This is a genomic window from Bacillus sp. NSP9.1 (assembly GCF_000465465.2).
GTDB lineage: Bacteria > Bacillota > Bacilli > Bacillales > Bacillaceae > Bacillus > Bacillus sonorensis_A.
The window spans coordinates 4,383,422-4,403,937 of record NZ_CP048273.1; the positions used below are offsets into that span (position 1 = coordinate 4,383,422).

At 43.0% G+C, this 20,516-nt stretch carries 23 protein-coding genes and 1 pseudogene; 10 read left to right on the plus strand and 14 right to left on the minus strand.

What is annotated here, in order from left to right; all coding sequences use genetic code 11:
- The first annotated feature begins 26 nt into the window (after nucleotides 1-26).
- From M654_RS22515 to M654_RS22530, 4 genes are all read left to right on the plus strand, one after another.
- Nucleotides 27-2,225 (plus strand): glycoside hydrolase domain-containing protein, encoded by a 2,199-nt coding sequence (locus M654_RS22515; protein ID WP_026585689.1) that lies wholly within the window; start codon nucleotides 27-29, stop codon nucleotides 2,223-2,225.
- A gap of 98 nt (nucleotides 2,226-2,323) precedes the next feature.
- Entirely contained in the window at nucleotides 2,324-2,791 is a 468-nt protein-coding gene (locus M654_RS22520; protein WP_003178521.1) for a hypothetical protein, read from the plus strand.
- Nucleotides 2,792-2,827: 36 nt separating this feature from the next.
- Complete coding sequence (locus tag M654_RS22525; protein ID WP_026585688.1) at nucleotides 2,828-3,274, plus strand: hypothetical protein; 447 nt, start codon at nucleotides 2,828-2,830, stop codon at nucleotides 3,272-3,274.
- A gap of 63 nt (nucleotides 3,275-3,337) precedes the next feature.
- Nucleotides 3,338-3,817, plus strand: coding sequence for a hypothetical protein (locus M654_RS22530; protein WP_026585687.1), 480 nt, complete (start codon nucleotides 3,338-3,340; stop codon nucleotides 3,815-3,817).
- A gap of 17 nt (nucleotides 3,818-3,834) precedes the next feature.
- On the opposite strand, the gene M654_RS22535 is transcribed toward M654_RS22530, so the two are convergent.
- A complete protein-coding gene (locus tag M654_RS22535) occupies nucleotides 3,835-4,095 on the minus strand; it encodes a YiaA/YiaB family inner membrane protein (protein ID WP_026585686.1) in 261 nt (86 codons plus the stop codon).
- A gap of 149 nt (nucleotides 4,096-4,244) precedes the next feature.
- Entirely contained in the window at nucleotides 4,245-5,879 is a 1,635-nt protein-coding gene (locus M654_RS22540; protein WP_026585685.1) for a Na/Pi cotransporter family protein, read from the minus strand.
- A 223-nt stretch (nucleotides 5,880-6,102) separates the two neighbouring features.
- On the opposite strand from M654_RS22540, the gene M654_RS22545 reads away from it, so the two are divergent.
- Together M654_RS22545 and M654_RS24060 are read left to right on the plus strand one after the other, a co-directional pair.
- Entirely contained in the window at nucleotides 6,103-6,609 is a 507-nt protein-coding gene (locus M654_RS22545; protein ID WP_026585684.1) for a DUF1648 domain-containing protein, read from the plus strand.
- A gap of 62 nt (nucleotides 6,610-6,671) precedes the next feature.
- Nucleotides 6,672-6,782 (plus strand): annotated as a pseudogene (locus tag M654_RS24060) (DUF2798 domain-containing protein); the annotation flags it as partial.
- An 85-nt stretch (nucleotides 6,783-6,867) separates the two neighbouring features.
- Here the strand turns inward: M654_RS24060 and M654_RS22550 are convergent.
- The 4 genes from M654_RS22550 to M654_RS22565 form a co-directional block, all read right to left on the minus strand.
- Nucleotides 6,868-7,509, minus strand: a complete 642-nt coding sequence (locus M654_RS22550; RefSeq protein ID WP_026585683.1) for a DUF4396 domain-containing protein — start codon at nucleotides 7,507-7,509, stop codon at nucleotides 6,868-6,870.
- Nucleotides 7,510-7,611: 102 nt separating this feature from the next.
- Nucleotides 7,612-10,272: an MMPL family transporter gene (locus tag M654_RS22555; RefSeq protein WP_026585682.1), complete on the minus strand. Its 2,661-nt coding sequence runs from the start codon at nucleotides 10,270-10,272 to the stop codon at nucleotides 7,612-7,614.
- Nucleotides 10,269-10,724 (minus strand): MarR family winged helix-turn-helix transcriptional regulator, encoded by a 456-nt coding sequence (locus tag M654_RS22560; protein ID WP_026585681.1) that lies wholly within the window; start codon nucleotides 10,722-10,724, stop codon nucleotides 10,269-10,271. The genes M654_RS22555 and M654_RS22560 overlap by 4 nt, the downstream gene beginning before the upstream one ends.
- Nucleotides 10,725-10,879: 155 nt before the next feature.
- A complete protein-coding gene (locus M654_RS22565; RefSeq protein ID WP_026585680.1) occupies nucleotides 10,880-11,755 on the minus strand; it encodes an SDR family oxidoreductase in 876 nt (291 codons plus the stop codon).
- A 256-nt stretch (nucleotides 11,756-12,011) separates the two neighbouring features.
- On the opposite strand from M654_RS22565, the gene M654_RS22570 reads away from it, so the two are divergent.
- A complete protein-coding gene (locus M654_RS22570) occupies nucleotides 12,012-12,749 on the plus strand; it encodes a sulfite exporter TauE/SafE family protein (RefSeq protein WP_026585679.1) in 738 nt (245 codons plus the stop codon).
- Nucleotides 12,750-12,861: 112 nt separating this feature from the next.
- A complete protein-coding gene (locus M654_RS22575) occupies nucleotides 12,862-13,518 on the plus strand; it encodes a GntR family transcriptional regulator (protein ID WP_026585678.1) in 657 nt (218 codons plus the stop codon).
- 34 nt (nucleotides 13,519-13,552) lie between these two features.
- On the opposite strand, the gene M654_RS22580 is transcribed toward M654_RS22575, so the two are convergent.
- Nucleotides 13,553-14,170, minus strand: coding sequence for a nitroreductase family protein (locus M654_RS22580; RefSeq protein WP_026585677.1), 618 nt, complete (start codon nucleotides 14,168-14,170; stop codon nucleotides 13,553-13,555).
- 437 nt (nucleotides 14,171-14,607) lie between these two features.
- On the opposite strand from M654_RS22580, the gene M654_RS22585 reads away from it, so the two are divergent.
- Both M654_RS22585 and M654_RS22590 read left to right on the plus strand, forming a co-directional pair.
- Nucleotides 14,608-16,047 (plus strand): pyridoxal phosphate-dependent decarboxylase family protein, encoded by a 1,440-nt coding sequence (locus M654_RS22585; protein ID WP_026585676.1) that lies wholly within the window; start codon nucleotides 14,608-14,610, stop codon nucleotides 16,045-16,047.
- Between the two features lie 33 nt (nucleotides 16,048-16,080).
- The gene (locus M654_RS22590; protein WP_026585675.1) at nucleotides 16,081-16,836 is read left to right on the plus strand and encodes a class I SAM-dependent methyltransferase; all 756 of its coding nucleotides are present in this window, start codon (nucleotides 16,081-16,083) and stop codon (nucleotides 16,834-16,836) included.
- A gap of 22 nt (nucleotides 16,837-16,858) precedes the next feature.
- On the opposite strand, the gene M654_RS24065 is transcribed toward M654_RS22590, so the two are convergent.
- The 7 genes from M654_RS24065 to M654_RS22620 form a co-directional block, all read right to left on the minus strand.
- Nucleotides 16,859-17,014, minus strand: a complete 156-nt coding sequence (locus tag M654_RS24065; RefSeq protein WP_236251296.1) for a hypothetical protein — start codon at nucleotides 17,012-17,014, stop codon at nucleotides 16,859-16,861.
- A gap of 384 nt (nucleotides 17,015-17,398) precedes the next feature.
- Entirely contained in the window at nucleotides 17,399-18,046 is a 648-nt protein-coding gene (locus tag M654_RS22595) for an O-methyltransferase (protein WP_026585674.1), read from the minus strand.
- Nucleotides 18,033-18,332: a hypothetical protein gene (locus tag M654_RS22600; RefSeq protein ID WP_026585673.1), complete on the minus strand. Its 300-nt coding sequence runs from the start codon at nucleotides 18,330-18,332 to the stop codon at nucleotides 18,033-18,035. Before M654_RS22600 ends, M654_RS22595 begins: the two co-directional genes overlap by 14 nt.
- A 248-nt stretch (nucleotides 18,333-18,580) precedes the next feature.
- A complete protein-coding gene (locus tag M654_RS22605) occupies nucleotides 18,581-18,940 on the minus strand; it encodes a hypothetical protein (RefSeq protein WP_026585672.1) in 360 nt (119 codons plus the stop codon).
- Nucleotides 18,941-19,011: 71 nt separating this feature from the next.
- A complete protein-coding gene (locus tag M654_RS22610; RefSeq protein WP_026585671.1) occupies nucleotides 19,012-19,296 on the minus strand; it encodes an AbrB/MazE/SpoVT family DNA-binding domain-containing protein in 285 nt (94 codons plus the stop codon).
- A 64-nt stretch (nucleotides 19,297-19,360) separates the two neighbouring features.
- A complete protein-coding gene (locus M654_RS22615; RefSeq protein ID WP_026585670.1) occupies nucleotides 19,361-19,615 on the minus strand; it encodes a hypothetical protein in 255 nt (84 codons plus the stop codon).
- A 339-nt stretch (nucleotides 19,616-19,954) separates the two neighbouring features.
- On the minus strand, nucleotides 19,955-20,512 hold the full coding sequence (locus tag M654_RS22620) for a class D sortase (RefSeq protein ID WP_026585669.1): 558 nt from the start codon (nucleotides 20,510-20,512) through the stop codon (nucleotides 19,955-19,957).
- Between the last annotated feature and the right edge of the window lie 4 nt (nucleotides 20,513-20,516).

Consider the following 20,516-nt stretch of genomic DNA (forward strand, 5'->3'; position numbering starts at 1 on the left):
ACTAATAAAGAAAAGAGGGATCATTTATGGATCAAATGGTGTTGAAAACGCAGGAATGGCTAAACAAAACCTACAGCGGAAAACACGGTTACAACAAGGTTGAAGAGAACGGTAAACCAAGCTGGGAGACGATTTACGGTTTAACGAGAGCATTGCAGATTGAGTTAGGCATCGCAGAGCCCGCTGACAATTTCGGACCGGCGACAGAAAGTAAGTTTGTTCCGCTAAAAAAGCAGGAGAAAACTGAAAAACCGACAAACTTAAATTATATTCTGCAAGGTGCTTTTTGGGTGAAAGGAAAAGGATTTAATCCCGGCGGATTAACAGGCAACTTCTTTGAGGGTACAGAGGATGCCGTGAAAAGATTTCAGAAAGCCGCGGGCCTGGCTAAACAAGACGGTGTTGTCACAGCACAGCTCATGAAAGCACTGCTCAACATGAGCGCTTTTACATTGGTTCGAAACGGTGATACAAAAATTCGTCAAATTCAGCAAAACCTAAATCGGGATTACAATCATTATTTCGGACTCATGCCTTGTGATGGTGTTTATTCCCGAGAGACAAATAAGGCGCTGATTTATGCTTTGCAAAAAGAAGAAGGCATGAGTACAAGTGTGGCAAACGGCTTTTTTGGCCCAGGTACAACAAGCAAATGTCCGACACTCAAACCAGGTGATTCAAGAACCAAATTCGTGCTGATTCTTCAATACGCATTATATTGCAACGGCTATCCTTCGGGTGATTTTGACGGTGTTTATGATGCGGAAGTCGAATCTGCCGTCTCACGTTTTCAAAGCTTCATGTGCTTGCCTGTAACGGGAATTGCCAACATGGCGACGATCAAAGCATTATTGGCAAGCTCCGGCGATACTTCACGTGCTGCCGCGGCCTGTGACACTGCCGCGATCCTAACGGCCGCCACTGCAAAAACTTTACGAAGCAACGGATATAAAGTGGTCGGCAGATATTTGACAGGCAATGTGCGGACAAGCAGCGGGCTTCAATCAAAAGCGATGACACCTGCCGAGCTTTCAATCATCTTTAATGAAGGTTTGAGAGTGTTTCCGATTTATCAGGACGGCGGCTACGAATCCTCTTATTTCGTACCAAACCAAGGAACAACAGATGCGTATGCCGCTGTCAACGCAGCGCAAGGATTAGGCTTCCCATCCGGCACCACCATTTATTTTGCCGTTGATTTCGACGCTTATGATTATGAAGTCACAGACAAAATCATCCCGTATTTTAATGAAATCAGAGCAGTGTTTGACAAAATGCAAAGCATTCCGAATTCGCCAACATATAAGATCGGCGTGTACGGGCCTAGAAACATCTGTATCAGAACAGCCGACGCCGGATTGACGGAATACAGCTTCGTCGCCGACATGTCAACCGGCTTCAGCGGCAACCTCGGCTACACGATGCCGCAAAACTGGGCCTTTGACCAATTCTACGAATATTCAATCGGCACAGGCAGCGGCGCCATCGGTATTGATAAAGACGCTTATTCTGGCAGAGACAAGGGAACAGCTAATGTCACCCCGTCGTCAGATCCGGTCTATGACGCACGAGTAAGAATGTTGAGAAATGTTTTGGCAAATATCCCGGCACTGAGCAGTATTTCTGAACTATTTACAACAATGTTTATTTTTGATAAAACTGAGACAGTTTACGAGTCTCTATACTTAGATATTACGTTATCTACTTCACTGAGATTTAAAAAGCCAAGTGAAACATCACCGGGCACACTACAAGTTAAAAACGGAAAGGTCGGAGCATCCATTACCGAAGTATTAGGAAACTCAAAAACATCATTGAGTTCTTCACAAATTCATTCGTATGATGAGCTTTTAAAGAATATCGGCTTGTCGGTTCGTAACGGATATATCATGGTAGACGTTTCACCTTCTGTTGAATCTTTGGATCTTTCATTAACGATATTCAGCGATGAAATTCCGGTAGTCGATGGTACAAAAACTGAAATGTCGGCTACAATTACCTTTAAAATTAAGAAATTATATGTCTCACCTAACAAACCAGTTGCAGCTCCTGTAGAAGCGTTACCAATCGATTGGGGAGCAATTGGGGTTGCAGTCGGAGGATTTATGGTAGCTGCTGTGGGTGTAGCAGCTGTTGTCATAGCGGGAATTGCAGCACCTGAAATCGCTATTGGCACGGCAGTGTCCGCTGTGTTATTTGCAATATTTGGTGAAACGACTGATTAATTTGTTTATTTAATGAAAACTGCATAAATACATAATATAATGTATTTATGCAGTTTTTCCAAATCTTTAATATATAAAATATCGTGGAGGTATTCATATTGAACACAGACAAACAAGTATTCATTGAAACGCAGAAAACAGCCAAAACCCTTAAAACTTACCGCGATAAGAGCGACGAAGAGCTATTAGCCTTTCTCGCTAAACAAGATTCACTGACCTTAAATCAGCTGAAAGTCTATTACTCAGATCCTTCATTTGCGCTTCATTATTTCATCAGTGCAGCATTTTTCAGTATAATATTGGCTTCGTTCATAACTGCAATTCTTTCTGGTCAAGCAGATTCGATATTCCCTTTCATTTCCGGCATCTCCATTATAATATTAGCTGTCATATTTACGGGGTGTTTATTCTGGGTGCTTAAACAGCTTGTCATCCTGAAAAAAAAGCCGATTCAATTCATTACACACTTTTCCAAGAAAGCCGAGTTTGCACGTATCGTAAAAATGATTGATTATGTTTTACAACAAAAATACAAAAAGGCATTAAAAAATATACCGAACCAATAAAATCTCATGTTTTTTATGAATAGGAGTGACAATCCAATGAGAAACGAAAAACAATTATTTCAAAAAGCTGAACATACAGCCAAACTCCTTGAGTCTCACAAAAGTGACGAAGAGCTGCTTACATACCTTGCAAATCAAGAATCTGTTACATTAAATCAGCTAAAAATCTATTTTTCAAATCCAAGTTTTACATTAACGTATTTGATTAAAGGGATTTTTTTTAGCAGTATGACTGCTGTCATTATGGCGACCTTTTTATCTGGTCAGATCTCCTCCCTCAACCATGGTCTTTCAAGGCTATTTTCATTCTTCTTCATGTTCTATCTGATCTTCTCTTTTCTTTGGATCGTCAAGATGCTGATCTCCTCGCGAAAAGGACCGATGCAAACAATCCTGCACTTCCAAAAAAGAGCGGAATATTCCAGAATCACGGGTATGATTGATTTTATTTTAGATGAACGTTTTAAAAAAGATTTTGATTAAAAAGCAGAGAAACATTACCTCTGCTTTGGTTGGTCTATTAAACAAAAAAGAAGGACAAAAGACATGCAAACAGACAAACAATTATTCGAAGAAACAAAACAAACGGCTGAAGCTATATTGTCATCGAAAGCTGAAAACGATGAAGAGCTGATGGCATACCTCGAAAAACAAGATTTATCCACGTTAAACCGGCTGAAAGTTTATTTTTCAGGTCCAACGCTTAAAATCAGCCACGTGATCAAAGCTTCGCTTTATAGCTCCATTACCGCCGGCATTATGACTGCTATATTTTCTGGTCAAGTCGTCTCCATTTCATATGACATCGAGCATACTTTTTTTCCTTTGATATTAACCATATTACTTTTAGCCAGCTCCATCTGGGTGTTCGGCACGATCACTAAATCGCAAAGAAACAAAGACCAAAACTTTTTACACTTTAGAAAAAAATCAGACCATGCAAAAATCATCGGGATGATGAATGTCATTCTGGAAAATAAATATAAGGATATGTTAACCATAAAAAATAAAGAAGGCATCCTCTGATGCCTTCCCTCATCATATCACTCGCCACTAGACATATTCTGTCTTCTCTCCTGCTCGGCGATGATTTCATTATCTTCCGCATTGTCTCTCGTTACTTTCTGCGTCAAAATCGCACCGACCGCAACGAGAATCATCACAGCGATGTAATAGCCTTTTTCATTGAGCTGCAAGTTATCGGCGTTGTAAAGACCGATGCCGAACAAAAAGACCCCCGCAAAAAATGTGAAATATGACATGACTGTAAATGCCGTTGTGTTTCTTTTTCTGTATTTCTGCATCTTAATACCTCCTAAAGAATACAACTATTATACTTGATTTACATCTCCAGAAGAAGAATGATCTTCCTTTTCACACACAATTTAGTAAAATTGTCACACCGTGATCAAATAGGCCTATGCATATAAAAAACCGGGGATATCCCCGGTTTTTAATGCTTTTCGATTCCAAGAACAGCTTCTGCAATATTGACGGCATGGTCGCCGATTCTTTCCAGGTTGCTGGTGATATCGACGAAGATCACGCCGGCTTGTCCGCTGCATAATCCGTCGTTTAAGCGAAGAATATGCTTTTTGCGAAGCTTGCGTTCCATTTTATCAATTTGATTTTCTTTTTCGATGACACTTCTTGCAGCTTCTTCATTATTTTCGCCAAGTGCGGTGATGGACTCCTTAACGGTAGAAATCGTCAGATCAAGCATTTCCGTTAAATCGGCCATCGCTGCTTCGGAAATTTTCACCCGGTTGGATTGCTGGTACTCACCAAGCTCAACCAAGTTTTCGAAGTGGTCGCCGATTCTTTCAATGTCTCTGACGGTATCCATCAACTTATGATGTTCTTCAGATTCCTGTTCAGAAAGCGTAGTGGCTGACAGTTCGATCAAATAATCCGTAATCTTCCGGTCCAAATTGTTGATCGCATCTTCTATCTGAAATGCGTTTTGTGCATGCTTTGCCTGTTTTGTATTTAAAAATTCCTTTGTTTCCTCAAGCCCTTTTACCGCAAATTCACCCATCCGCAAGACTTCTTCTTTCGCCTGGCCGAGAGCGATAGACGGTGACTGCTGAATAAACAGCGGGTCAAGATGTGTTGCTTTATAATCGACGACCGAGTCCTTGCCTGGAATTAGCTTTGTGACAATAAAAGCCAAGACACCGACGAACGGCAGCTGAATCAGTGTGTTCGACGTGTTGAAGATCCCGTGGGCAAACGCGATCATCATCTTAGGGTCAAGCCCTAAAGAAGATTGAAGCATGAGGATCAACGCTGTGAAAGGCTTTAGCAAGATCAGGAAAATCGTTGTTCCAATCAGGTTGAACAAGACGTGAACGGCAGCCGCCCGTCTTGCAGCGACGGAAGCGCCAAGCGATGCCAATACAGCGGTAATCGTCGTTCCGATGTTGTCCCCGAACAGTACAGGCAGAGCGCCGTGAATATCAATTAATGAATCGGCAAACAACCCTTGGAGGATACCGATGGTTGCACTTGAACTTTGGACAAGAACCGTGAACAGAGTGCCGATAAGCACGCCAAGAACAGGGTTCGTACTCATGCTGACCGTTAAATCATGAAAAGCTTCAAACGTTCGAAGCGGCTTCATTCCGCTGCTCATCAATTCCAAGCCATAGAAAAGCGCACCAAATCCAAACAAAACTTGTCCGAGGTTTTGAAATTTTTTGTTCTTAAAGAAAAATAGCAAAAACGATCCAATGGCGATGATCGGCAGCGCATACGCACCGACATCAAAACCGATGATAAATGCCGTAACCGTCGTTCCGATGTTTGCCCCCATAATGACGCCGATCGCCTGGCGAAGGGTCATAAAGCCGGCGCTGACGAGACCGACAGTGATAACGGTCGTGCCGGAACTGCTTTGAATTAAAACCGTGACAATAATACCTGCCAAAACCCCCATCAGAGGGTTGCTTGTAAAACGATCTAAGATGTCTCTCAGCTTATCTCCTGCTGACTTTTGGAGCCCATCTCCCATAAACTTAATACCTAAAAGGAAAATACCGAGGCCGCCAATAAATTCAAAAAGCAATTTCTGCACATCTATTTCCAAAGTGTTACCCTCCTAATTCGACATAAATCAACAAACATGTATGATTATGATGGAGATTAAAGCTTATGTAAACGATTCATATTTAAAATTTACAATAACTTAACATTAGCCCTTTTGGATTTACATTCTCTTAACATTACCCACTTCCGAATAAAAATACGATGTGGATTGATCAGAACTTTTGGTTGAGTAAACCGTATATCAAAACAAAGGGGGACACGATATGCCACATTCAACCGACGGTTCAAACATCAAAATTCCGAAAACGAAAAGCGAACGGATTTGCGATGGAATTGGCTATCTCTTTTACATTGGATCGATTATTTTTTTGATCGCCGTTTGGGGAACGCTTCCCGAACAAGTGCCCGTACATTACAATGCTCTCGGTGACATCGATCGCTGGGGATCGAAGTGGGAGCTCCTTATTTTACCCGGAATCGGATTCTTTATCCTTCTGTTCATGCAATTGCTTGAAAAATTCCCTGAGATGCACAACTACCCCAAACGCCTGAACGAAAAAAACGCCGGACAGTTTTATTTGCTCAGCCGAAAGCTGGTCAATCGAATCAAAAACGCCTGTTTCATCATTTTTTCCCTCATCTTATTTGAATCGGCATCGATTGCTTTGCGCTGGGGAAGCGGATTTGGCGGATGGTTTCTTCCGGTGATCATACTCGGCATCGTCATACTTATCGCAATAAGCGTCATTCAGCAAAAAAAGATCAAATAATGTTCGCTACTATTCGTTCACAAACTTATGAGACACGATCGCGATTTGGTACAACAGCACCGGCCTATATGGCAATCGTTCTGAAAAACTTTGTCCTGGCTTATCCGCTGCAGCTATTCATTATGGGCCTCTTAGTCAGAAGTCTCTTCACTAGGTTTTTTCAAAGCAAGCTCAGGCGGCGCCTCATTAAAAAAAGACACGAGCGGCCCCGAAGGAACACCACCGCAAAAAGGCGGGCTTTCATGCCCGCTCCCTTTTTTACATCACATGCTTAATCCCTTTTTTCACAAGGTACCAATTGGCTGGATAGCTGGTGAAAAAACCGATGATCATGGCGATTTGCATCATCAGCCAAAAAACAGGGCTGTCCGGTTTCGGACTTTCCGCAAAGAATACAAAGTGCACAAGCGCCATCCAGCCAAACATCCCAATCTCAAACGCGATTAATGACCATGTATCCGCTTTAAGGGCGGCTGATAAACGGCTTTTCCCATGGGCGCCCATGCCGTAGTATTGAAAGACGATCCCAAGAATAAACGCCAGAATAAATTCGACTGCAAACTCTGCAAACAGCATGCTCCCCAAAACAGTCCAGCCAAGGAGATAAACAAGAGGAGCGCCGATCAAGTCTCCTAATGAACAGCCGCTCGTGCAATGCGTCGTTGATATGAAAACGCTTTGCCAAAACGGTTTATGATCATTTCCCGCTTGTTCAGTTTGTCTTCCCAATGAATCGTACGCCCAAAAACCGATAATCGGAAAATATAAACCAGTCACCGGCCAGACAACATTCATGATCGGCAAATGCTGCGGTCGCCTGATGACATCTATTGTGATCACGGCTGCCTGAACAAGGCCTATGGCGATTCCTATATAAGAAAACATCTCTAGAACGGCCATATATGATCCCCCCACACTTCAACCTTCTGAGAAAACCATACCCGGAAGGCTTCCATTTAAAACACAAAAAAAGTGATGGACATGATCCACCACTCTTTTTTCTTATTCAATTGTCTTTTTCCTGCCGAACGGCCACCAGTTCCCTTCTCCAAATGTCACAATCAGCGCCGGAATCAACAACGGAAGGATGATGAGTCCGTAAAGCAGAAGACCGACAATCACAACGGTAGCCACTTGCATGAGCGTATTGACCCCTGACGGCATCATCGCCGCGAATGTGCCGGCCAAGATGATCGCTGCTGTTATAATGACAGAGCCCATCTTGCCCATTGACTTGACGATGCCTTGATGGATGCCGAGGTGCACCTCTTCTTTGAACCGATCGAGAAGGAAGATCGAATAATCGATTCCTAAAGCAATCAGAATCACAAAGCTAAAGAACGGCACAGCCCAGCTGACTCCGTCATTTCCCAGAAGATCAACAAACATGAACTCCGTGATCGACATCGACGTATAATACGTGATAAATAGAGATGCAATCATATAGATCGGCATAATCATAGAGCGGAACAAAATGGTCAATACTAAAAACAGCCCAATGATCATAATGACCATCGTCCGGGACAGGTCCGTTGTGGAGATGTCTTTTAAATCCGCGTTCTGGCTCGATACCCCGCCGTATACAATATCCGCATCATCAAAAGGTGTGCCGTCAGCCGCTTCATTCACGACTTTTTTAATCTGATTGACGGTCGCAATCGCCTGTTCTGAATAAGGATTGATGTCTAGGACGACGCTTAATTGAACACCTTTGCCATCTGAAAACGAGTAGTTGTTAATCGATTTTTTAAAATCTTTGTTTTTCATCACTTGTTCGGGAAGGAATATGCCTGTGTCCTTCACCGCAGAGCTTTTGCTCATGTTCTCCAGCATGTCAGCGGATGCCGTCACACCATCGGTGATTTTCACAAGACCGTCGTTTGCGCTCTTCACACCGTCCGCCAGCTGGCCGAGACTACCTGTTAAAGCGCCGGCTTGCTTTTGCTGTGACGAGAGCTCGCGGTCGGCTTGCTCAAGCCCGTTTTGAATCTGTCCCAGCTGTCCGCTGATGGCCGTCAGCTGCGGCACCGCTTGTGAGACATCGCCTGTTTGGGCCATCTGCCCGCTGACGAGCTGAAGCTGGCTGTTGATTTTCCCCAATCCATCCGCCGTATCAGCAAGCGAGCCGCCGGATGATCCATTTGCTGATGAACCGCCCGTTTGCCCCGCGATTTTTCTCAGCCCATCTTCCACAGTTGTTAGACCGCTTTGAACATCAGCAAGTCCTTTTGTTGTTTGATCCAGGCCGTCTGATACGGCTTTCAGCTGGTGATCAATACTTAAATCTTCTATTTCTGTTCCAGTCGGCTGTGTGATGGTCATGACCGAATCAACATGGTCGACTTTCTCGATCGCTTTGCTGATGTTTCTGAGATAGGGGATCGTTTCCGCCGTCGTCAGCTTGTCATCCCCTTTGATGACGACATTGACAGGAAAAGCTCTCCCTTCGCCAAGACCTTCTTTAATCGCCTCCAAGCCTTTAACCGATCGATAGCTGCTGCTGATCTCTGAAGTCGAGTCAAAGGAGATTTGATCATCATGCGTCAGCATAAACGGCACGGTTATGATGGCTGTGATCACGAGAAACAGGAATGGCCGCGCCACCGAATGCCTTCCAAGAAAAGCCCACAATCGATTATCATGATGAGAAAGAACCTTTTTGGACGGCCAAAATAATTTATCGCCAAGTGTTGCCATAAACAATGGCAAGAGCGTATACAAGATGATCATCAAGACGCCGACTCCGACGGCGACGCCTACAGCGGATTGGAAGACGGCAAACTTGGCAAATCCCAAAACGGCAAATCCGATCAATACGGCAAAACCGCTGATAAACAATGTTTTCCCCGCCGTACGGTAAGCGATCAGCGTCGATTCGACCTTGTCATGTCCGTTGGCCAGCTCTTCGCGGAAACGCGTCAAAAGCAGGATGCAATAATCCGTCCCAATCCCGAACAAGATGGCGACGAGAAACGTTTGCGTAAAGGTCGAAATCGGAAAGCCAACATTGTCGACTAAAATCGCTAATAAGGATTGGCTGATCAAATAGGAAAAACCGACAACAATAATCGGAACGAAAGGCGTGACCACTGAACGGAAAACGACCAGAAGCAAGCCGATAATCAAAATGACCGTGATGACTTCCGTTTTCTTCAGCCCTTCTTCTGAACTGTGGGCAAAATCCTGATTGATAAGGGACGCTCCCGTAATATAGGCGGTCATATCATCGGGAACCATTTGATACATACGATCCGCCATTTTTTCCACCTGTTGATCAGACCCCGTCACCGTTACAGGAATGAGGACCGTTTTCCGATCCTTTGACATCAATTGATCGCGGATCTGCTTGTCGCCTGACAGAGGAGATGTGACACCTTCCACTCCATCAATCTTTTGAATTTGGTCTATGAATTCCTGCATATTCTCTTTTTCATTTTTCTTTAAGGCATGATCCAGCGCAAAGACAACACTGACCGTGTTGTTGTTTTCCCCGGCGCTTTTGAGAATATCCTTCGCCCTCTCGGAGATGGAATCAGCCGGAAGCTGAGCCTGCCCCTTTTCATTGGCGAGCTCGGTCAAGTTTGGCGAAAATATGCTCAATATGACCGTCAACGCTAAAACAACCGCCGCGATGATCCACTTACTTTTGACGATAAATCTCATGGCGTGTGGTCTCCTTTAAATTTATTCTTTAAAATTTTGAATATTTCAATAAAAGCGTCCAAATGTTCCTCATCTGTATCATCAATCAGTTTTCTTAATGATTGAAAAACGGCTGAATTTAATTCTTCCATCATTTTTTCGCCTTTTTCCGTTATGTTGATCAGCTTGGATCGTTTGTCACGATTGACTTGCGAATCATCCCATTCGACAAACCCTTTTTCCAGCATTTTCTTCAATCTGTTGGATATAGCGCTTTTATGTACGTTTTGGATGAGCGCCAAACTTCCAGGTGAACAAGGTCCTTTGATTTTCAGAATCGTCAGCAGGTCAGCCTGTTCCCTGGAGATGTGCTGAAAGACATCGTCATTGATTTCACGCTGTACAAACTCCGTGCCTTCAAACAATACCTCTGCAAACAGATCGATCGCTTGACACAACTTTTTTTCATCCAACATTTTCACCTCTGTATTGGTTTATACCTCTAAACTTTATTCATAATGAATATAGTTTATACCTGTAAACTATATGATGTCAACTGGATGTTTAGACATAAAAAAAGAGCCTGAAGTTTTACAGGCTCTCTTATTGTTGCGGAGGACAACGCCGCTTATAACTTTGTCTCAGACATTCCAGCAACGATTTGCGCAAGCGCTTCTTTTATCGGAGTCAACGGGCGGCCAAGGACGTTTTCGAAGTCATCGCTCTCGACTGCAAGTGTGCCTTCGCGAATCCCTTTTTGGATGTCGACAAGCATCGGAACAAGGAAATCGGGTAAACCGGCGTTTTTCATCACTTCGGCATACCCGGCGTCGTCAACGTGTTGAAGCGGCACTTCTTTGCCCAATACTTCGGACAGGACGGACACCAGTTCATCTTGCGTCAATAAGCGGCCGGAAAGCTCATAGACCGTGTTTTCGTGTCCGTCTCCCGCAAGCACTGCTGCCGCTGCGTCTGCATAATCCTGCTGCAGCGCCCAGCCCACTTTGCCATTGCCGGCCGATGTTACCCAAGGTGCACCTGCCAGAACGCCTTGGATGCTTGAGATTTCGTTTTCCAAATACCAGTTATTGCGCAGAAAGGAATAAGGGATTCCCGTTTTTAAAATGGCCTCTTCTGTCGCCTTATGCGTCGGCGCCAGGAAGTTTTCGCTTTCTCGCGCATTCGCGATGCCCGTATAAGCGATGAATTGAACCCCGGCGCGCTCTGCGGCAGCTACCGCATTGCCGTGCTGCCGAATTCTTGTTTCATTATCGCCATCCGCAGAAATCATCAGCAAACGGTCGACACCTTTAAACGCGGCATCCAATGTTTCCGGCTGATCAAAATCTCCATGGCGCACATCCACCCCGCGCGCTTTTAAGCTTTCCGCTTTTTCCGGATTGCGGACGCTGACCGCCAGCTGATCCACCGGTACAGTTTCCAGCAGTTTTTCCGCAATTTTTGATCCTAATTTTCCAGTTGCCCCCGTTACTAGCATTTTCATTTCAAATTCCTCCTGAATGTTTTAATCTCTATCTGTAACAAAATTTGTTACACTTTATGTAACTATCATAATTACAAATAGGCTGCTTTGTCAACAGGAATGTCCTTTAACTTGGAAGTAGACGACATATGCCCTCTCGGCCGTCTTGTCAATATGGAAATAATAGAGTAAGATGTTGTTATTGATTTTAGTCGACTGTATACCGTCGACCATTAGATTGCACGAAATCAGGTATTCATAAAGGAGAAGAAGGAACATGTTGATTGTGCTCGTTATGTTTTTATTAGGTCTTGTGCTTGGCTTTGTCGGAGCCGGCGGAGCCGGATTCGTTATCGCACTGTTAACGATGCTGTTTCACATTCCGATTCATACAGCATTGGGAACGTCTCTGGCCGGCATGGCTTTTACAAGTTTATCAGGCACGTACAGCCACTTTCGCGAAGGAAATATCAAGCTGAAAATCGGCTTAACCGTCGGCTGTTTTGCTGCAGCCGGATCCTTTGGAGGGGCTAAGCTGACTTCTCTTATACCTTCAAGTTCATTGCATTATATGACCGCAGGAATGTTATTTTTATCAGCCATCCTGATTTTAATCAGATTGTTCTTTTTGAAAGCAAAAGAAGCTACCCAGGAAACGAACCTTGCCTTTTGGATCAAGACCAGTTTATTGGGAATCATGGCCGGCATTCTGTCCGGAACGTTCGGAATCGGCTCTGCGCCTTTTATTCAAATCGGGTTGATGATGATGCTGAACCTGTCGATTCGCCATTCCGTAGGAACGACGATGCTCGTCATTATTCCGCTCTCGTTAGGCGGAGGGGCCGGCTATATTTCAGAGGGATTCGTCGATTATATTCTATTGCTCAAAATCTTGGCCGGTACGATGTGCGGTGCATATGTCGGGGCTAAATTCACCAATGTCCTGCCGAAAGCCGTCTTGAAATCAGGTTTATTTTTAACTCCTGCCGTTTCAGGGTTCATTCTCTTGTTTTAATTCAGTGCCCGGCTTGCAGCCGGGCATTTTGTTTATCCTGCACTTGCAGTGGTTATAGTGGGAGATAACGAAGGAACCTGTGGTAAAATACGAAATGAGAACGAATACGAGGATGAGAAGCGTGATTGAAAAACCAAAACCGTTTTATGAACAATCCTACCACGCGATTAAGCAAATGATTTTTGAAGGGAAATTAAAACCCGGTGAACGAATCGCCGAAGCGAAGTTAGCCAAAGAGCTCGGCGTCAGTAAAAGCCCTTTAAGAGAAGCGATCAGGGTTCTGGAAAAAGAGGGGCTCATCGTCATCGACTCAAGAGTGAAAGTCTATCAGCCGACAATAAAGGACGTTGAAGAAATCTATTTTTGCCGGATGGCGCTTGAATCATTCGCTGCGGGATTGACGACAAGAATTGCAACGGCAGAGGAACTGAAAACGATTGAAGATATTTTGCAAAAAACGGAAGAAGCCATCCTTCAATCCAAGGATCAAAACACAATTATCGAATTAAATGATACATTTCACGACTTAATTATCCAATATACACAAAACAATCTATTGCGGAAACAGCTCAACGATTTGGAAGGGTTAATTTATTATTTCCGCATTTTGAATTTTCAAGGAGAAAAACGGGCTGAAGCCATTTTGGAGCAGCATCGCGAAATTTTTCACCATATGAAACAAAGAGACGATGAGCAGGCATCAAAAGCGATGATCCGCCACCTTCAGCTTGATCTTGACCACTTAGTCGAAGTGCTGTCTCATCAATAAAAAGGGCGGCCTTTCTTACGGCCGCCCCCTATTTTTAATAGAAAGAAACAAATTCATTAACCGGCTTGCGATATCCTCTCAAGCGTCGGCTGCTTTCTTTTTCTTTGCCGATCGTTATCATGAGGACGATTTCATGTGTATCCGGGATCTCTAGCAACTCGCGGACCTGATCGCTGTCAAATCCGATCATCGGACACGTGTCCCATCCCCGGTTCTTGGCGGCGAGCATAAACATCATCGCAGAAAGAGAAGCATTGCGAATCGCCTCTTCCTTCATGAATTGCTCCCCTCGCGACTCGTAAAAATCGGTATTGTTTTCGATCATTTCCTGCAGCTCAAAGTCCTTAATAATTCCTAGATCCCTCATGCCTTCGTTGATTTTTTCCGTTTGCCGGTAGGCGTAGCGGTCTCCCGTCACTAAAATCACAGCAGAGGCTGAATGCACTTTATATTGGCCATTCGCAGCTTCCCTGACTTTTTCTTTTAAATCCTTATCCAATACCACTTTATACTCTGCATGCTGCAAATTGAACGCCGAAGGCGCTAGCTTGATATCCTCAAAGATAGGCTCCAAATCTTTCACCGTGATTTGAACATCTTCCAGAAAATTATTTGCAGAGTGGCGCGTTTCGATAAGCTCGTTAAATTCCATTCTCAAAAACTCCATTCATCTATCCTTTTGCATAAATTTCCTTACTTATATGATCGGCGATAAGCTCCCGATTGTTTAGAGACGCTCTCGAAAATGGAGGAATGAATCAAAGAGAACGCGTTACAATCGGAAACCGCCGGGTAGTGTCGGGCTTCTGTTGATAGACATGTACAAATGCCTTGTGACCGGCGCCATTGCAGCTTCTGTCATCACGCTTTCGTTCAGCATGAAGGTAAAACTGAGAGGGGTAACTTACCTTAACTATCACATTATGTAATATCATAATGCGCTTAAACGAACTCAGAAATAACTTTGTATGATAACTTGTTCATTTTATTTGTTCTTCGACCCTCGTATTACTCATCAATCAACCATGATACGCCAAAATCAAAATGCTATAATTGAGAAAAAATGTGAAAGAAAGCAGCGTGTGAACTATGCAGCCATCCTTTTTACCCAGTAGCGCTTTTATTGATCCAAATGGCCAGAATATTAAGGAAATCTCAATTCTTGTTGATCAAATCGTCAAATTCGTCATTGAGCACGCAAGAAGCGCTGGGAATCACCGCACTTTGCCTTCCCCGGAACCATCGCATTACGGCAATATACCCGAGACTGGGGTCGAATTAGAAGAGCTTTTAAAAAAGTTGCAGGCGATTGTAAAAAGCTCCATGAATCCTCTAAGCCCGAATTATATGGGTCATATGGATTCCATTCCGACTCTAATGTCTTGTCTGGGCGAATTCGTCAGCACTTCAGTGAACAACAATATGCTGAGCCTGGAAATGTCGCCTGTCTTTTCAAAAATGGAAGTACAGCTTATGGGCACCATCGCCCGTATGTTTGGATACGATGATAACTCAGGGGGCGTGATGACAAGCGGCGGGAGCCTCGCGAATCTTCAAGCGCTTGCAGCAGCGCGCAATCATCAATTAAAGGTAAAGGAATCGGGATTATTCGATCTTTCCGAACAGCCGGTCATCTTTGCTTCAGACGTCAGCCATACTTCCTTGCATAAAGCAGCGATGTTGTTGGGCCTCGGTACCTCCAGCATTATCCCAGTGAAAAGCAACAGCGATTCGAAAATGGATCTTGACGATTTAAAAAAGAAAATCAGTCAGGCAAAAAATGAAGGCAAGTTGCCATTTGCGATTGCAGCCACGGCCGGAACGACGGTCACAGGAAGCATCGACCCCATTCGATCGATCGCTGACATCGCAAAGGAAAACAGATTGTGGCTGCATGTAGACGCAGCGTACGGGGGAGCACTCATTTTTTCAGAAGCTTACCGCTACAAGCTAAACGGTATCGAAATGGCCGATTCCATCACATTCAATCCGCAAAAATGGATGTACATTGCAAAGACCTGTGCAATGGTTCTATTCAAGAATCGCGGCGTTTTGGAAACCGATTTTCGCATTTCCGCCCCATATATGAACGAAACCGACTTTACAAACCTGGGTGAAATAAGCGTTCAAGGCACCCGGCATGCGGATATCCTAAAATTATATTTATCGCTTCAACACATCGGATTAAAAGGATACAGGGAGCTGTTGCATGGAAGCCTTGCATTAAAAGATGAGTTTATCAATCAAGTGAAACAGCGCCATTATCTCGAACTGTCCGGCGAGCCGGATACAAACGTTGTCTGCTTTAGAGGCATCCCGCAGGGCCTTGATGAAGCTCAAAGGGATAACTGGAATCTCGAATTGCAGCAGTTTTTGTTGAATGAAGAAAACGTCTTTTTTTCATTGCCTGCATTTAGGGGAAACCGCTGGCTCCGGGCCGTTTTGTTAAATCCTTTTATCTCAAATACCCTTATTCAAAGGGTATTTGAAAAAATTGATGAGTTTTATGCTCAGGGGATATCGCGTTAAATGAATAAACAGACTTTGAAAAGGAGGAGAAATATGACAAGGAAAGTTGGCACAGAGGAAGCCATTCAAAGATGGAACCGATTTGCCGATGCGTATGCCGCCAATCATACCGAACAAGGAGACATTCACAAAGAAGTTTTTTTAAACCCGGCTTTATTTTCCTTAATGGGAAACGTCAAAAACAAAAACGTGCTTGATGCCGGCTGTGGTGAAGGGTATTTAAGCAGAATGCTGGCCAAAGCGGGGGCTCGCGTAACGGCAGTGGACTACTCGCCGAGAATGATAGAAATCGCCAAAGAAAGAACGCCGAACGGCCTGCCGATTCGTTATCAACAGGGAAACCTCGAGAATTTGTATGACTTGGAGGATCAAAGCTTTGATTTGATCGTGTCCAACATGGTGATTCAAGACCTCGCCGATTATGAAAAAGCCTTTCAAGAAATGCATCGCTTACTCGCAGACAGGGGCTGTTTTATTTTTTCGATTTTACATCCGTGTTTTATCACCCCGGAAAGCGGCTGGGAGAAAACAATCGACGGCCATAAGCTCCACTGGAATGTTGACCGATACTTTTATGAAGGTGCGTACGAACAAAGGCTGGGTGATCAAGAAAAAATACTATTCTTCCATCGAACCCTGACAAGCTATATCAATACTTTGATTCACACAGGTTTTCATGTAGAAAGCATCGTCGAACCAAAGCCGGCAAAAGAGATGCTCGAAAAATACCCTTCATTTGCAGAGGATTTGAGGTGCCCTGATTTTATTGTTTTTCAATTAACAAACTAAAAAGCAGGTGGCTTTGCCTGCTTCATTTTTCCTTTGCTAACTTTATAAACAAGAAAAATATTACGATCACGATGCCATAATTTAAAGGATTACTAAAAATACTCATATTTAAAGCGATTTGCAAAAGAATCCACAAAACAAAAATAACAGTTATAGAAGGTAATATTAATTTATTCAGATGACATCACCTTTACCAAATTAAAATAACGGGGAACCTACATCTTCCCCTCGTTAGCTGTTCTTTTTACAAGAAGCCGCAGCACCGGTCAAGCCTCCGCCGACACCACCAATCATAAATTAACATAAAAAATAAGTCGCATCCGTGGGATTTCCAAATAAAAATATAAAAATGAATCCATCTTATTATCAATTGGTTACAAACCATTTTATAAGGAACTTTATTGCGGCCTAAAAAACTAATAGGATAAGCTTAGCTTAACTAACCAGTGCAGCTTATGTTGTGTTGTTCTTTTCGGATTAGATGTAGAAACAGTTCGCACCTAAGCAAAAAATCTCTAAAAATAAAAAAGTACTAGTCACGAATCAGCAACTAGCAAGTGGATTAACATTTTGATTGCTTCACTCTTGAGATGGTTATCCCATCGCCGATCGGCATCAAGAGGGATTCCAATTGAGGATGATTGGCGACGGTTTTATTGAAGACCTTCATCACGTCCGTATGCCGTCTCGGTTCAGCATCCTGATCTGCCACACTTCCGCCGGCAAGCACATTGTCGGCAATGATTAAAGCACCCGGCTCCGCCAGTTTTATGCAATACGCCAGGTAATGTTCATAGTTGCCTTTGTCGGCATCGATAAAGAAAAAATCAAACCGCTTCTGATCGCCGGCCAGCTTTTCCAAGCTTTCTAGCGCAGGTCCTGTCATATAGGAAACCTGATCGCCAAAGCCGGCTTTTGAGAGGCTGTTGTAGGCTAATTTTGCATAATTCTCCTTTAATTCAAGGGAAGTTAATCTTCCTTTGGAGCCGAAGCCTCTTGCAAGACAAATCCCGCTATAGCCTCCGAGAGCCCCTATTTCCAAAACATTTTGCGCCCCTGAAATCGATACAAGCATCGTCAAGAGCTTACCGGAGGAAGGAGAGACCGATATCGGGGGCATTCCGTTTTCTCTGATCGATGAAATGACTTCCTCTAACAGGGCATCTTGCTTAGAAAACACTGAATCGATATAACGGTTAATTTGTTTCATTCTTCTCCTCCCTCTCTAAAGACTCTTTCCTTTCCGTTTCGCTTTCATCGATTTCAAACAACCGGGTAAATTCGTTAATGATCATATCAATGGCTTTTAATTCACCGACTAATATTTGCTGAATCGACTGAAATTCTGGTTCTTCCAGCTGCTGCTTAATGGTGGCGCGCTTCAGATGCAACGTCTCTAAAAAAGTAATCGCTCTCCCCCGGCGAAAAGTTTTTGGTCCGCCTTTATGACGCTCACCGCGGTGATATCCGTCTTTTTTAAAGTCTTTATGTCTCATCGTAAGGCTCCTTTCATTCGTTATGTTTTGAATTGTATACAAACGTATACATTATGTCAATACAAAAGAATCCTTTGCAAAAACATGATTGATGATAAGTGACTATGCTTGCTCCCCCACCTCGTGTGATTCGTCTGAAAAAGATTAGAGAGCTGTACAATAACAAAAAATCGCCCCTAAAATTGAATGGGCGATCTTCGCTTATCTCCATATTTACTCTTGTTTTTACTATTTGTTTGATCTATGTTTTATTGTTTTGAGACCTTTGAAAATTCCAATTTATCCACTTCTTTATGTTTTTTGAGAATATGTTCAATGGCGTCTGTAGCCGCCTGTAAAGCTTCTGTTTTGGATTCATACCACATTCGCCCGAATCCAATTTGTTCTAATTCAGCAGCGCCAGCGGACAATTGGTTTGAAAGATGGAAAGGAAGGCCAGGCCAAAACTGCTCATTTCTTTTAATTTGAAAAGAAAAAGACGCATTTTCCCCGGGGACATTCGCGATTTCAATTTCAGCAGCGGGAACTCCCCGAAAACGAAATCTGTATGTTTCCACCTTGCAAACAACACTGCCCACATGATCATGCTTGAGCGGGTAATCCGACATTACAAAGATACATCCCCCTTTTGCTTCACACGTTGATCTATTTTTGCAATTGCAGCTCTTAAACATCAGCTTTAGATTTCTTTTTGTAATCGGAGAGCCAACAGATCTTGTAGTAAAATTCTCGCTCCTTCAGGACTTAAGACAATTCCTCCTGATAGTGTTTTATTTAGATCTGTTACCTCACCGGTTACAAAGCAGGCTCTGCCTTCCAAATATTTACGAAATATAATTTTTTCACCTTCAATAAAAATCTCTATTGGATCCCTTTCGTTAATCTTCAATATCTTTCTTATTTTTTTCGGCAAGACCACTCTTCCTAAATCATCCATTTTTCTGATAAATGCTGCATTTTCCAAAAAACACCCTCCTTATCTTTCTGTTCATTTCTTGTTGTCAAACTGTCCTCAGGTAGAATGATTTTTAGTGAAATTCCGAAGGCAGTAGCACTTTGGCTGCATATAAATTCATTTTTCCACAGTTCGTACATACGATCGCAATTGAAGGAATGGCTTCAGCCCCAACGCTCAAAACAGAGGAATCATCTTGTAAATCCAACCTTGCAAAGGGCTCTATCATTACCATTTCATCATGCTTGCAATTTTCGCATGGTTTCAACAGCCCCCTTTTTTGAATAATGTCCATAATTTTATTTTTTAAGCCTTCAGAAAATTCCATATATTCACCTCATAAAAAGCTAATGAATGAAAGAACGACTTGAAAAATTTGTCATGGAAAGAGTTTTATATGATAGTTGGCATTTTTATAACCAAAATCCATTTCATTAGTAGCAATTTGTATATTTATAACTTTTAATTAATTTTTATTTATTAAACAACAATTGATGATAACTGTCAATAAAATGAGACATCCATTTTTACCATTTAAATCATATCCATGCTTGCAGATGACCCTATAGAAAAAGACAGCAAGTGGTATGTCCAATAGTAAGTCATAAAATCTCACAATGTTTGCTTTAGATTCAAATAAGTCGCAGGGATTCCCTGCGACTTATCATCATACTCTTTTTCCGTAAATAATGTATCGTTTCGGCGCATTGCCGATATACGAAAAGGGATAACAAGTCGTAAGAACGAGCTCCTCTTTATCATGTTGCAATGTAATGATGGAGGTATCATTTTTATCAACAATTTTTGTTTTTTCGATCTGATATATGAAACTTCCATATGACAACAAAACTTTTAATTGGTCGCCCTTTCTTAGTTCTCCTGTTCGGCGAAACACGGTATCCCGGTGCCCTGATAAAACGATTTGTCCGTTTTCATTTGGATAGTAGCTGCCTTTATAAAGTCCGACACCTTTTGCCAAATCATCTGCATCAGTTCCCTCCACAATCGGAAGCTCCGCATTTATTTTAGGAATCTCCAGAATACCGACTGCTTCTCCGAACTTAGGCTTGAACGACGCTTGTTCTGATTGAGGATGCCCAATCGCAAGCTTAGCTTCTTCCAAAGTGACTTCCGTCTTTTTGCTGGTATCTAAGACTTGCCAGATTGCATAACCTATAAGAACAAGTCCGGCTGCAATGAACAGTATTGGAATGTACTTTTTCACTGCA